This window comes from Flavobacterium anseongense, assembly GCF_021608185.1.
GTDB classification, from domain to species: domain Bacteria; phylum Bacteroidota; class Bacteroidia; order Flavobacteriales; family Flavobacteriaceae; genus Flavobacterium; species Flavobacterium anseongense.
In genome coordinates this window covers 42,382-55,275 of sequence record NZ_JAKIHN010000005.1, presented here as the reverse complement: position 1 = coordinate 55,275, position 12,894 = coordinate 42,382, and the positions used below count along the sequence as shown (strand labels likewise).

Genomic DNA, 12,894 nt, shown 5'->3' with positions numbered 1-12,894 from the left:
TCTAATTCAAATTATAAATAAAAACCTCAAGTTATGCTTGAGGTTTTTTTATGCTTTTTAGCAGACCAATTACGCTGACTATCGCCCACGTTCCTTCTAGAATTACAAACGGAAAATAATTGATTAAATAAGAAGTGAAACAGGCAATGCTTGCGCCAACTATATTCATTGTATAAAACAAAACACCATCTTTTTTTATCCAGGAAAAGATATTCAAAAAATAGGCAAGGAGAATTATTCCAACTCCAATTGTTCCTATGATGTTATTTGTATTCACAAGGTTGTATTTTGAAATTTATATTCTAACGTGTTTTCCAATTTATCACTCAAAATGGTTTTCCCAATAGAGATTTTTGTTTGGTCAAACTCAGGTAAAGGTAAATTTAATTCTACAGCTTTTTGAGTATAATATTCTCTTCTCGTCGGATGAAATGGAGTTACTGCATTGAATGTTTGACTCCATGAATCCAGCTCGATTATTTTTTCAATAATTCTGATGCAATCAATTTGATGAATTAAATTAATTGGTGCTTCGGGATTTTCGAGATTTTTCCGCCCAGATAAAAAGCGAATCGGATGTCTGTCTTCGCCAATCAATCCGCCAAAGCGAACAACCGTTGTTTTGAAATTTGCATTGCTTTGCAACAGTTTTTCTGCTTCCAGTAATTGCTTCCCGCTTTCAGTATCTGGATTTGGATTTGTTGTTTCTGTAATAGTAGAATTGTCTTCGGCATAAACCGAAGTTGAGCTTACAAAAACAACTTTTTCAATCTTCGATTTCTCGATAAACGGAATCAGATTTTGAATTTTTTTGATAAAGTTTTCGCTGCCAGCACTTCGCAATTTAGGTGGAATATCAATAATCAGAATTTCAGAAGTCGCAAGAAACGAATCGATTTCTCCTTTGATTTCATGTTCTGACAATTCAATTTGAAAAGGATGAATTCCATAACGTTCTAGTACAGAAATTTTCTCTGTAGAAGTTGTTGAACCATTTACCGAAAATCCGTTTTCAAGTACTGATTTTGCTAATGGCAAACCCAACCAGCCACAGCCTAAAATAGAAATTTGATTATTGTTTTTTGAAGCCAATTTGTTTTCGTTCTTTTTGATTCTTTCCTGTCTCTTCTTTTTGAAGAAGATAATTTAATGCTTCGTAAATATCGCCAAATTTTTTGTCATACTTGGTTTCTAAAACATTCAGTTTTTCATTGAAATCTTTATGCTCAATTGCGTGTTTTCTTATTATTACAAACGTTCGCATAATAGCAATGTTTACATTTATAGCAACATCAGAATTTAAAATTCCGCTTAACATAGCAACACCTTGCTCGGTAAAGGCGTAAGGAATAGTTCTAATATTTCTTTTCCCTTGGGATGCGGTCACAAATTGTGACCGCATAGTTGTCCATTCGTCATGACTTAATTGAAACATAAAATCTATAGGGAATCTTTTGTAATTACGTTTAACAGCTTGATTGAGAACTTTAGTCTGAATTTCATATAATGCTGCAAGGTCAAAATCCAGCATTACTTTTAGATTTCGTATTTCGTATATTTTAGATTGTAAAGTAGCAACTTTCATTATCCAACTTTTATTAGTTGCTAATGTACGAATATATTTATAAATAATTAATTGAAAATTTACCTCAAGCTGTCAACAGCAACAGTCAAACTATCTCTTTGAGTTTGATATTTTCTGAAAACTGGTTTTGCTCCCGTTGTTTTTGGAGATGGTTTTAGCTTCTGTTTGATAATCACGGCATCGTTCAAAACAAAAGGTGTCGGAATCATTCCCGGTTTTCTCTGACTCATTTTCAGCAAACGATTTGCCAGTAAATCAAATGAGCTTTCCACTAAATCTAAATCTAGTTTTTGTGAATCTGAAATGGAGAATTCTAACACCAAAGGGAGATTATCCACAACATAATACGTCAACAATTTCCCCGAAGTTTTCGAAGCAATATTGCTTTTAAAGTCTATAGATTGAACACCATTCGCTTTCAGGTTATTGATTTGAATATTGTTATTCACAAAAATATCATAACGGTTAACGCCACGATTCGGCGTGATTTTTATTCGGTACAAATGCTGATTTCCTTTTACTGTATCGCGAAGAAATTCAATCGTTGGTTTGGCAAAATCCTTCAACGGTGCATCAGCCATAAAAGTATATTGTGAACCATATTTGCTATACAATTTGTTTGAATTTAAAGCTGTTGCTGCTTTTGGTTTTTCGCCCAAATAGATTTTTGTCCATTCGTCAAGATTGGCGTCATAAGTTGCCCAATTAGCTTTGTTGATGTCAGCATTAAGAACATAAACCAAACTGTTTGGTTTTGCTTTGTCATTAGTATAATCTGAAGCTTGATGCGCTTTGATAAAGAATCCAATCGAAATTAAAATAAAAATAACTGCCCAAATTTCTTTTTTCACAAACGACCCAAAAATCGGTAACAATAACGTAAAACTCAAAACAGTTAAAACCGAACTTCCCACCAGGATTTTCAATCCCAAACCAATAGGAAACATTTGAATAAATGGTGCCAAAATGATTAGTGTTGGAATCGCTAAAAGACAATTTAATACCCAATTCGACTTCTGCGTAAGCACAAAAAACCCAAGCATCAATGAACTCGCAATCACCGGAATAATCAAAAATCCGGCACCTTGTAATTTCAAAGCAATACCAAGATTGATAAGCAGCCAAACAAATAAAGGCGCTACCATTTGACCCATTTCCGGATTTCGTTTGCCGTTATTTTGATAGAACAAAAAGCAAATCGCTATGGTAAAACTGATAAAGGCATAGATGTAATCGTGTCCGTTATAAGTAAATCCCTGAAGAATGTCGTTGTATTGCGGATAAAAATTCAGCAGTAATTTCCAACCTACATAAGTCACTAAACCTGCCGCAGTAAGTGAACCAAGCAATGGTAAAAACCCTTTAATAATTTCATCCAAACGCATGGCGCGTTTTCCTAAACCAACAAAAACAAACAACAAAAACAAGCCAAAAGCCACAATCAACATCGGGAAAATCCATCCAAAAGGATAACTCATAAAACTAAACGGAACGTTGAAATATATTTTGTTATCGGGTGAATTAAAATCAGTTAAATCAACATTCGAAAAATGATTCAGCAACGGAAACAAGTAACTTCCCTGATGAGCCAAGGTTTTCGGGTCAAGATTATCGTATTTATCCTGAGCCGTATGATAGTTAAAATGACTATCGATAAACGCAAAATTAAAACCCTGAATTTTTCCTTCTTCTCTAAAAACAGTCAAATCAGTATCATTCGGCAACATCTTATAAATGCTGTACATCAACGAATTCGAAACAGGATAACTCGCATTTCCTGCTTTGAACGCATCAACCATTTTGGCATTGCCGTCATTGGTTTCCATCAGCATATAACTTGGTCCCGAACTTCCACGCGCTTCAAAATTCAATACCAAACCGACTTCTTTTGCCAGTTTATGTTGCGTCACAAAAAGCGCAGCGCCATTCAAACCTAATTCTTCGGCATCGGTAAAAAGTATAATGATGTCGTTTTTATGTGGAGTTTTATTATGCAAAAAAGCACGAATACTTTCCAAAATTGTAGCAATGCCCGAAGCATCATCGCTCGCACCTTTCGAGTACGAATGCGGCGCCGAATCATAATGAGAAAGCAACAACAGAGCTTTGGTATTTTTGGAACCTTTTATTGTTGCAATAATATTTTTCGATTTTACCAAGGTTCCTTTTTCGGTCATGGTGAAACCTTCCTGAACCGAGGTTTCTAAACCTAAATTCTGTAGTTCTTTTTGAAGATAATTGCCCACAACTTCGTGGTTTTTCGAACCGACAAAATGAGGTTTTTTAGAAATTTCCTTTACGATCGACAAAGCTCTTTTGGTAGAAAACTCCGATAGCGGTGCCTCAGTTTGGTCATAACTTTGTGGCATCATAAAAAAGAAAATACCGAATAGCAGGGCTACAAGAACTAGTAGGGAATAAATGGAAGTATTGTTTTTTCTCATTAAAATAAAATTAATGTTCTCTTTTTACTAACATATAAAAATCGCTATCCAACAAGCGATAACCTTGGTCATACACAAAAAAATATGTGTTGCCCGTTCCAGTATTTAGTATGTTGGTAAAAAAATCAAAATCAAAACCCTTACTCAACAGCTTGGTTTTGGTGGTTTTCGATTTTCCTTCCGTATTGAGGTTTGACAAAATTCGGTAATTTTTGCGTAACTTGTTATTGATGTTACGCATATAATTTGTGCTGTCTTTATTTATTTTGTTGTTAAAAGCATTGCGGCAACCATCGCTGCAGAACTTTTTGTCCTCGCGACCCACAATTTTTTCACCACATTCTAAACAGACTTTACTCATTTTTTTAATATTAGTAGCACAACAGTTGCTTTTTTAAGATAATCCCTCCCGCTTTCCGCACTACGCGGTAGTTGCTGCAATCGGGGCTAAATACACGTTCATTGGTTTTCAGAAGAATAAAATACCTGACAGTCATTGACAGTCCTCCTCTTACTATAACACGAGCAAAGTTACTGCTGAAGGAAATTATGTGACATTTCCCGTATGTATTTGTCATCCTTTTCTCAATCAAATATAATAAAAATTTTCCGTTTACAAACGGGTACAAACAATTACAACCGAAAGTAAACGTATAACTACCGAATAAATTTCACCAACCATCACAACTTTGCAACGTCGGAAATGAGAAACCAAAAACTCACAACCGACAGCGAAAAGTAAAAAATAACAATAACATTTAAATTTTAAACGCCATGAATGCAATGAGAAACAAAGTACAATTAATCGGTCACGTAGGACAAGAACCTGAAATCAAAAACTTCGACGGAGGGAAAAAAGTAGCCAACATCACTATTGCTACTAATGAAAATTACACCAATGATAAAGGTGAAAAAGTAGAACAAACCGAATGGCATCGTGTGTCTGCATGGGGTAAATTAGCCGAAATCATCGAAAAGTATGTCGACAAAGGCAAAGAAATTGCCATCGAAGGAAAACTAACACACAGAAGTTTTGACGACAAAGACGGTAACAAAAGATATGTTACGGAAGTAGTTGCTAATGATATTCTTTTATTAGGGAAATAAAACCATCAACTCGAATTCCCGGTTTTGATTAGTTAGAATCGGGATTGTCGAGAGGTTTAAATCAACTGGTCATGAATATCAAAGTATTTAATATCAGACTGAGCAAAGAGCATTGCCAACAAGACCAAACCCGAATGAATGAGTTTTTAGATGCGGTTGAGGTAAAGCTAAGCTCGACGAATTTTGTAACAACCGGAACTTTAGATTATTGGTCAGCGGTGGTTTTCTTCGAGCCAAAAATCAGCAAAAATGAAAAACAAGTAAGTAAGTTTTCAGAAGAAGAATTATCGCCGATTGAGCTCAAAACTTTCAAAGCACTACAAAGTTGGAGAAACGATTTAGCAAAAAAGTTAGACTGGTCGGCCTTCAGGATTTGCCATAATTCTCATTTAGTTGCTGTTGTCAAAGCAAACCCTCAAACGCTATCTGAATTAGAAAATATTTCTGGTTTCGGAAAGAAGAGAACGGAGAAATACGGCGATGATATAATGTCGGTTTTAAACGCTTTATAAATCAAAATGATCTTTAACTAAAAACGGCAAATTAAAGTTTAGCCGTTTTTTTATTGCAAAAATCGTAATCTTTTAACGCAAAAAACACAAAGTTGTCAACACGCAAACGTTTTCGCTATCGATTTTAAAATAGTTAAGTAATATTTATTCAACAATTTAGTTACATTTAAATTGTCAAATTCAACAAACCATGGAAAAATTAAAATTAACACCAATTTTAATTGCGGTCTTTTTGGCTTCAAATTATGGTAGAGCACAGGTTGGTATAAATACAACAGCACCCTTAAGCACATTGGATATTAATGGTAATTTAAGTGTAAGGGAGATAGGGATTGCCAATGCTTTGGTTGCTGGTTCGGCTGCTTTTTATGGAGGACCTCCGAGTAGTGCTACAGCTATTAATGATGGTGTTTATATTTCGTTAACCCCGTTATCCGGGAGTCAGGAGTTTATCTTGCCAAATGCAGCAAGTTTCCCAGGTAGAATCTACATCTTGAGAAATATTTCTAATTCTATTACAGCCCAAATTTATACTTATGGTGGTCAGTTTTTTGCGAAAGATTCCAATTCTGCTACTGCAGCACCTTTAAACATGCCCGGAAATGGTACACTAAAAACGGTAATAGTCATAAGTGATGGTGTAAATTGGACTTATATTTTCTAAAGGTTTACAGCAAAATCTCCAAAACATCCGATATCTTTTCCAAGGTTCTAAAATTAGGATGACTTACTTTATGGCTAATTTTTTCATGTTCCCAAGTCGTGTGAAACGGAATATGAACAGCATAACCACCAATATTTAATACAGGTAAAACGTCCGACTTCAATGAATTTCCAATCATAAAAAATTCTTTTGACTCAATTTCCAACCGCTTTAAAAGTTTCTCATAATTCAATTCCTGTTTGTCAGACATCACTTCAATATGATGAAAATAAGGACCAAGACCGGAGTCGTGAAGCTTTCTTTGTTGGTCTTTTAAATCGCCTTTGGTTGCCACAATCAGTTTGTATTTTCCCTGAAGTGCTTTTAGCGTTTCTTCAACGCCATCTAAAAGTTCGATAGGTCTTTGTAATAATGCTTTCCCCAATTCAATAATTTCCCCAATAACTTCTACAGACAAAGTATTGTCAGAGATTTTCATTGCCGCTTCAATCATTGATAATGTATAGCCTTTAATGCCATAACCATACAAGTCGAGATTGTCGATTTCGGTTTTAAATAATTGTTGCGATAATCCTTGATGCGATAAATAATCGCTCATCAAAGCACAGAATTTTTGCTCCGTTTCCTGAAAATAAGGCTCATTGACAAACAAAGTGTCGTCAGCATCGAAGGCAATAACTTTTAGATTCATAATTCTATAATTTAGCTAATCAAAGCACCATTATCAACACCGTCAGCATCAGGATTTACAAAAACTAATTTGCCTTCAGCGTTATTGGTCATCAAAATCATGCCTTCACTTTCTACGCCACGCAAAGCTCTTGGAGCTAAATTAATCAAAACCGTAACACGCTTACCAACAACTTCTTCCGGTGAAAAATGCTCGGCAATTCCGGAAACTATGGTTCTAACATCCAAACCGGTATCGACTTTTAAAACCAAAAGTTTATTTGCTTTTGGCATTTTCTCAGCTTCAACAATGGTCCCAACTCGCAAATCTAATTTGGCAAAATCTTCGAATGTTGCTATTGGTTTTTGAGGTTCGGTAATTTTATTTTCCATCGCGTTTGATGTTTTAGTAGCTTCCAGCTTGTCTATTTGTTTTTGGATTTCGGCATCTTCAATTTGGGCAAATAAAATTTGGGCTTCACCTATTTGATGTCCTGAAGGAAGTAAATCGGATGTTTCTGAAACCGAATTCCAACTTAGATTTTTACTATTTAAAATGGTTGCTAATTTGCTTGCAGTAAACGGTAAAAATGGTTCACATAAAACTTGTAATGCTGCCGCAATCTGAAGCGCCACATACATTTGTGTCTCTACTCGTTCCGGATTGGTCTTTACCATTTTCCATGGTTCTTCGTCAGCAAGATATTTATTTCCCAAACGCGCCACATTCATCAATTCGCCTTGCGCTTCTCTAAATCGGTAGCGTTCAATCGAGTTTGAAATTACAGCAGGATATGCTTTTAATTCGGCTAAGGTTTGCGTGTCAACTTCATTAAACTCATTTGGAGTTGGTACAATTCCGTTGTAATATTTATTGGTTAAAACCACGACACGATTGATGAAATTTCCAAAAACCGCAGCCAGTTCATTATTATTTCTCGCCTGAAAATCCTTCCAGGTAAAGTCATTGTCTTTGGTTTCAGGAGCATTTGCAGTCAAAGCATAACGCAATACATCTTGCTTTTCGGGGAAATCCTGTAAATATTCGTGCAACCAAACCGCCCAATTTTTAGAAGTCGAAAGTTTGTTTCCCTCCAAATTCAAAAATTCATTCGCCGGAACGTTATCAGGTAAAATATAAGTTCCTTCTGCTTTTAACATCGCAGGGAAAATAATACAGTGAAAAACAATGTTGTCTTTCCCAATAAAATGAATCAGTTTTGTATCCTCTTTTTTCCAGTAATCTTCCCAATTTTTGCCTTCTCTTGCTGCCCATTCTTTGGTTGAAGAAATGTAACCAATCGGCGCATCAAACCAAACGTATAATTTCTTTCCTTCGGCACCTTCAACCGGAACGTCAATCCCCCAATCTAAATCTCGGGTTACTGCGCGAGGTTTCAAACCATCATCCAACCATGATTTTACCTGACCCAAAACATTTACTTTCCAGTCTTTCGCATGGTCTTGTAAAATCCATTTCTGTAAAAAATCCTGATATCTGTCCAATGGCAAAAACCAGTGTTTAGTCGATTTCAAAATTGGAGTTTCTCCGGTAATCGTTGATTTTGGATTAATCAAATCGGTAGCATTCAAAGTCGAGCCACAACGTTCGCATTGGTCGCCATAAGCTTCCGGATTGTCACATTTCGGACAAGTTCCGGTTACGAATCTGTCGGCCAAAAATTGATCCGCTTTGGCATCATACAATTGCTCGGTAACTTCTTCAACGAAGTCATTATTATCATATAATTTTCTGAAAAACTCTTGCGCAGTATCGTGATGAATTTTGGATGATGTTCTCGAATAGTTATCAAACGAAATTCCAAAATCGATAAACGACTGACGAATAATTCCGTCGTATTTATCAATAACCTGTTGCGGTGTGATACCTTCTTTTTTGGCTTTCATTGAAATAGCAACACCATGTTCATCGCTTCCGCAGATGAAGGCAACATCTTTCCCTTGCAATCTTAAGTAACGGGCATATATATCTGATGGCACATAAACGCCCGCCAAATGGCCAATATGAATTGGACCATTGGTGTAAGGCAACGCGGCTGTGATGGTATATCTTTTTGGATTTTCTAACATATGTATAATTAAAAGATTCTGAACTTGATTCAGAATGAAGTGCAAAAATAAGTATTTTTAAGCCAAGATTTAACTAATTAATTTTGGGATTTGTTTACTTTTGAAATGGCTATTTTTCAAACCAAATCTATTAATGCGAACGCTTATACTTTTACTATCTATAATTTCAATTTCTTCTTATTCACAAAAAAAGATGATTACACCACCTTACCTGCAAAAAGGCGACACCGTTGCCATCGTTTCTACCGCAAGAAAAAATATTGATGACAATTTAAAACCAACCATTGATTTACTCGAAGGTTGGGGATTGAATGTAAAAATCGGGAATACAATTGGTTTAGATTATTATCAATTGGCAGGAACGGATGACCAACGTGCAGCAGATTTTCAGGAGCAAATGGACAATCAAAACATCAAAGCAATTTGGTGCGTTCGTGGTGGTTATGGAACGGTGAAAATTATAGATAAATTGGATTTTGCCAAATTCAAACAAAATCCAAAATGGATTATTGGTTTTAGCGATGTGACCGTTTTGCACAGTCATTTGAACCGAATGGGAATAGAATCTTTACACGCAACCATGCCGGTTGCTATTCCAAGAGCGACAGACGAAGCTAAGAATTCGTTGTGTGCTGCTTTGTTTGGAGATAAATTGCAATACACTTTAGATTGCGATGCCTTAAATCATAACGGCAAAGCTAAAGGCGAATTGGTTGGTGGAAATCTGTCTATTTTATACAGTTTGTTAGGTTCGGAATCGGCGATTGACTGCCATGATAAAATATTGTTTATCGAAGATTTGGATGAATATTTATACCATGTCGACCGAATGATGATGAACTTAAAACGCAACGGCTGTTTGAGTAGTTTAAAAGGAATCATCGTTGGCGCAATGACAGAAATGAAAGACAACGACATTCCATGGGGAAGAAACGCTTTAGAGATTATAGAAGATACAGTGAAAGGATTAAACATACCAATCATATACAATTTCCCCGCCGGACATATCAGAGATAATCGGGCACTGATTTTCGGAAGACAGGTTTCGATGGAAGTAACAGCTGAAAAAAGTAAAGTCACCTTTGAGTAATTTTTAACATTAAGCATTACAACTGAACACTGCTCCCGAAGCTTCGGGATGAATACTGAAAATTACTTATATGGCAGAACACAATGAGCTTGGTAAATTTGGCGAAGAATTAGCTGTAGAGTTTCTGCAAAAAAACGGCTATGCTATTATGGAAACTAATTGGACATTTCAAAAAGCGGAGATTGATATCATCGCTCAAAAAGATAACATAGTTGCCGCTGTTGAAGTCAAAACCCGTTCGAGGATTGACTTTGGTCTGCCTCAGGATTTTGTAAAACCAAAGAAAATCCAATTGCTGGTCAAAGCCGTAAATGAATACATAGTTTCTAATGATTTAGATGCTGAAGTTCGATTTGATATTATTGCGATATACAAGGAAGAAAAGACATATAAAATAGAACATATTGAGGATGCTTTTTATCATTTTTGAATAAACAAATCTTAAAATCATCTAACAAAATTTGTTTTACACTGAATTTCAATAACTTTACAAAAAAATATCTTCACGCTATGAAAAAACACCTACTAGTAACTGCATTATTTTGTTTGACAAGCTTGTTCGCGCAAAACAAAGTTGCCGAAAGAGTATCTGAATTACAGAGCTTAAAGGCCAGCTTCAGACCAATTTCTGTTTTGTCTGCAACTCAAAACACTATTGACAGTGATGTAAACAAAGTTGTTAACGATGCTACTTTAGCAACAATTAATTTTGAAAAAATAAATGAAATTGTTGCCAACCGATATGAAACTATTGAATTAGAAATACCATATCAAAATCAGAATATTGCTGTGCTTTTGTATAAAGTAAATCCATTTGCAGAAGGTTTTCATGTCGATACGGATAAATCAAAAAACATCAGCTATCAAAAAGGAGTTTACTACCGCGGAATTATAAATGGAGAAACGAATTCGGTTTCGGCATTCAATTTTTTTAATGGCGAGTTTAACGGAATCATTTCAAGTTCTGAATTAGGAAACCTTGTTGTTGGCAAGCTAGATAAAGTAAACAATCAAACAGATTATATCGTTTATTCGGATGCTAAAATGAAAGTGTTGAATGACTTTGATTGTCATACAAAAGATGGAGATAGCTCGACTGAAAGTAATGGTGACTTTAACAGAGACATCACTAGTACCAAATGTGTTTCAATGTATTTTGAAGTTGATAATAATTTGTTTGTTCTAAACGGGAATGACATCACTGCTACAACCAACTGGATGACGTCCGTTTTTAATGGGGTTCAAACATTATACAACAATGATGGAATTACAGTTAGTTTAAAATCAATGTATATTTGGACAACTCCTGATCCATATGAAGGAATCGGAACAAGTTCGGGAGCTTATTTAAATGCATTTAATGATAACAGACCTGTTTTTGATGGAGATGTTGGTCAATTAGTAGGGATTGACCCCGATGGACTAGGCGGAGTTGCCGCCACCATAAATGGAATTTGTACCCAAAATAATTATAGTTATTCCGATGTCAATTTTAGTTATAGTTCTGTACCATCCTTTTCTTGGACTGTTCAGGTTATCACACATGAATTTGGACACCTTTTAGGCTCAAGACATACGCATGCTTGTGTATGGAATGGGAATAGTACATCTATAGATGGTTGTGGAACGCAAGCAGGATTTACAGAGGGAAGTTGTGCATTGGGACCAATTCCATCATCATCAGTGAAAGGAACAATAATGAGTTATTGCCATTTGGTATCAGGAGTTGGAATAAGCTTTAATAATGGTTTTGGACCACAACCAACAACAGTAATTTTAAATACTGTTAATAACAAGTCATGTTTAAGTACAGACTGTGTAACCAGTTGCCCAAATACGGTTACCAATATAACCACTTCAAATATTACTTCAGATTCGGTACAAATAGCATGGACAGATATCGGTTCTGCAACTTCCTGGCAGGTTTCGGTTAGACCAGTTGGTTCAAATTCTGTTTGGAATACGGCCACAACCAATTCATATACAGCAACCGGGTTAAATCCAAATGTTTATTATAATGTAAGAGTTAGACCTTTATGTACCGGTTTACAGCCAGCTTCAAGGGAGAAAATAGCTGCCACTGCCGCAGTTAATTACTGTTTAGACACGCCGTTTACAGATACAGGTGGTACAACCGGAAATTATACCGATATGCAATCCTGGACAAGAACCATGACACCATATAATCCTGGGTTAAAACTAAGGGTTACTTTCACAAGTTTTGAGCTTGAAGATAATTGGGACTTTTTATCCATCTATGATGGACCAGATTTACTTTCACCTGATTTGACATTTGGTGGTTTAACAGGGAGTACAAATCCAGGAACTTTTGATTCAACAGCTGCCGATGGTTCATTGACTTTTAAGTTTACTTCTGATCAAAATACGGTTGCTGCCGGATGGGATGCTACTATAACATGCACAGGAACCTTAGGTGAAGTAAGTAATGATTTCTTAGACTATAGTTATTATCCAAATCCAACTACGGGAAAAGTAACCATTAGTTCTAAAGATTCCATTTCTGAAGTTACCGTTTATAACGTTCAAGGACAATTGTTGTATAACCAAAAAGGGAATGAATTGATTACCAATGTAGATATTTCACAATTTGCAATTGGAACGTATTTCTTTAAATTGAAAATCAACGATAAAGAAGTGAATTTCAAAATTTTGAAAATGTAGTGATTGAACCATATAAGTTTCATACAAGTGAAAGGCGTTCAAATTAGTGA

At 35.6% G+C, this 12,894-nt stretch carries 13 protein-coding genes; 6 read left to right on the top strand and 7 right to left on the bottom strand.

The genetic code is table 11. The annotated features are described in order from the left end of the window. Window positions 1-31: 31 nt before the first annotated feature. Genes L1S35_RS08335 through L1S35_RS08315 form a run of 5 tightly spaced genes read right to left on the bottom strand, consistent with a single transcriptional unit; the run spans window position 32 to window position 4,390 of the window. Entirely contained in the window at window positions 32-277 is a 246-nt protein-coding gene (locus tag L1S35_RS08335; RefSeq protein ID WP_236399233.1) for a CBU_0592 family membrane protein, read from the bottom strand. Further along, window positions 274-1,092, bottom strand: a complete 819-nt coding sequence (locus L1S35_RS08330; protein WP_236399230.1) for an SDR family oxidoreductase — start codon at window positions 1,090-1,092, stop codon at window positions 274-276. The genes L1S35_RS08335 and L1S35_RS08330 overlap by 4 nt, the downstream gene beginning before the upstream one ends. Continuing rightward, window positions 1,073-1,585: an ORF6N domain-containing protein gene (locus tag L1S35_RS08325; RefSeq protein ID WP_236399227.1), complete on the bottom strand. Its 513-nt coding sequence runs from the start codon at window positions 1,583-1,585 to the stop codon at window positions 1,073-1,075. The genes L1S35_RS08330 and L1S35_RS08325 overlap by 20 nt, the downstream gene beginning before the upstream one ends. Window positions 1,586-1,644: 59 nt before the next feature. Continuing rightward, the gene (locus tag L1S35_RS08320; protein ID WP_236399224.1) at window positions 1,645-4,029 is read right to left on the bottom strand and encodes a M20/M25/M40 family metallo-hydrolase; all 2,385 of its coding nucleotides are present in this window, start codon (window positions 4,027-4,029) and stop codon (window positions 1,645-1,647) included. 10 nt (window positions 4,030-4,039) lie between these two features. Next, on the bottom strand, window positions 4,040-4,390 hold the full coding sequence (locus L1S35_RS08315) for a hypothetical protein (protein ID WP_236399221.1): 351 nt from the start codon (window positions 4,388-4,390) through the stop codon (window positions 4,040-4,042). A gap of 413 nt (window positions 4,391-4,803) precedes the next feature. Between L1S35_RS08315 and L1S35_RS08310 the strand changes: the two genes are divergently transcribed. The 3 genes from L1S35_RS08310 (at window position 4,804) to L1S35_RS08300 (ending at window position 6,312) form a co-directional block, all read left to right on the top strand. Continuing rightward, window positions 4,804-5,136, top strand: a complete 333-nt coding sequence (locus tag L1S35_RS08310) for a single-stranded DNA-binding protein (RefSeq protein WP_236399218.1) — start codon at window positions 4,804-4,806, stop codon at window positions 5,134-5,136. A gap of 71 nt (window positions 5,137-5,207) precedes the next feature. Further along, entirely contained in the window at window positions 5,208-5,648 is a 441-nt protein-coding gene (locus tag L1S35_RS08305; protein ID WP_236399215.1) for an HRDC domain-containing protein, read from the top strand. 190 nt (window positions 5,649-5,838) lie between these two features. Continuing rightward, window positions 5,839-6,312 carry a hypothetical protein gene (locus L1S35_RS08300; RefSeq protein ID WP_236399211.1) on the top strand — a complete coding sequence of 158 codons (474 nt, stop codon included), beginning with the start codon at window positions 5,839-5,841 and terminating at the stop codon, window positions 6,310-6,312. Window positions 6,313-6,316: 4 nt separating this feature from the next. Here L1S35_RS08300 and L1S35_RS08295 read toward each other — a convergent pair whose 3' ends face one another. Further along, complete coding sequence (locus tag L1S35_RS08295) at window positions 6,317-7,003, bottom strand: HAD family hydrolase (RefSeq protein WP_236399208.1); 687 nt, start codon at window positions 7,001-7,003, stop codon at window positions 6,317-6,319. Between the two features lie 11 nt (window positions 7,004-7,014). Beyond that, window positions 7,015-9,072, bottom strand: coding sequence for a methionine--tRNA ligase (gene metG, locus L1S35_RS08290; protein ID WP_236399205.1), 2,058 nt, complete (start codon window positions 9,070-9,072; stop codon window positions 7,015-7,017). A gap of 193 nt (window positions 9,073-9,265) precedes the next feature. On the opposite strand from metG, the gene L1S35_RS08285 reads away from it, so the two are divergent. The 3 genes from L1S35_RS08285 to L1S35_RS08275 all read left to right on the top strand — a co-directional run bounded on the left by L1S35_RS08285 (window position 9,266) and on the right by L1S35_RS08275 (window position 12,844). Beyond that, window positions 9,266-10,162: a S66 peptidase family protein gene (locus L1S35_RS08285; protein ID WP_236399202.1), complete on the top strand. Its 897-nt coding sequence runs from the start codon at window positions 9,266-9,268 to the stop codon at window positions 10,160-10,162. Between the two features lie 70 nt (window positions 10,163-10,232). Beyond that, window positions 10,233-10,592 carry a YraN family protein gene (locus L1S35_RS08280; RefSeq protein WP_236399199.1) on the top strand — a complete coding sequence of 120 codons (360 nt, stop codon included), beginning with the start codon at window positions 10,233-10,235 and terminating at the stop codon, window positions 10,590-10,592. A gap of 80 nt (window positions 10,593-10,672) precedes the next feature. Continuing rightward, window positions 10,673-12,844 carry a M12 family metallo-peptidase gene (locus L1S35_RS08275; RefSeq protein ID WP_236399197.1) on the top strand — a complete coding sequence of 724 codons (2,172 nt, stop codon included), beginning with the start codon at window positions 10,673-10,675 and terminating at the stop codon, window positions 12,842-12,844. Window positions 12,845-12,894 lie beyond the last annotated feature (50 nt).

Coding starts and splice junctions, on each gene's coding strand:
- L1S35_RS08325 (WP_236399227.1), bottom strand. CDS start 1,585: ATGAAAGTTGCTACTTTACAATCTAAAATATACGAAATACGAAATCTA.
- L1S35_RS08320 (WP_236399224.1), bottom strand. CDS start 4,029: ATGAGAAAAAACAATACTTCCATTTATTCCCTACTAGTTCTTGTAGCC.
- L1S35_RS08315 (WP_236399221.1), bottom strand. CDS start 4,390: ATGAGTAAAGTCTGTTTAGAATGTGGTGAAAAAATTGTGGGTCGCGAG.
- L1S35_RS08310 (WP_236399218.1), top strand. CDS start 4,804: ATGAATGCAATGAGAAACAAAGTACAATTAATCGGTCACGTAGGACAA.
- L1S35_RS08305 (WP_236399215.1), top strand. CDS start 5,208: ATGAATATCAAAGTATTTAATATCAGACTGAGCAAAGAGCATTGCCAA.
- L1S35_RS08300 (WP_236399211.1), top strand. CDS start 5,839: ATGGAAAAATTAAAATTAACACCAATTTTAATTGCGGTCTTTTTGGCT.
- L1S35_RS08295 (WP_236399208.1), bottom strand. CDS start 7,003: ATGAATCTAAAAGTTATTGCCTTCGATGCTGACGACACTTTGTTTGTC.
- metG (WP_236399205.1), bottom strand. CDS start 9,072: ATGTTAGAAAATCCAAAAAGATATACCATCACAGCCGCGTTGCCTTAC.
- L1S35_RS08285 (WP_236399202.1), top strand. CDS start 9,266: ATGATTACACCACCTTACCTGCAAAAAGGCGACACCGTTGCCATCGTT.
- L1S35_RS08280 (WP_236399199.1), top strand. CDS start 10,233: ATGGCAGAACACAATGAGCTTGGTAAATTTGGCGAAGAATTAGCTGTA.
- L1S35_RS08275 (WP_236399197.1), top strand. CDS start 10,673: ATGAAAAAACACCTACTAGTAACTGCATTATTTTGTTTGACAAGCTTG.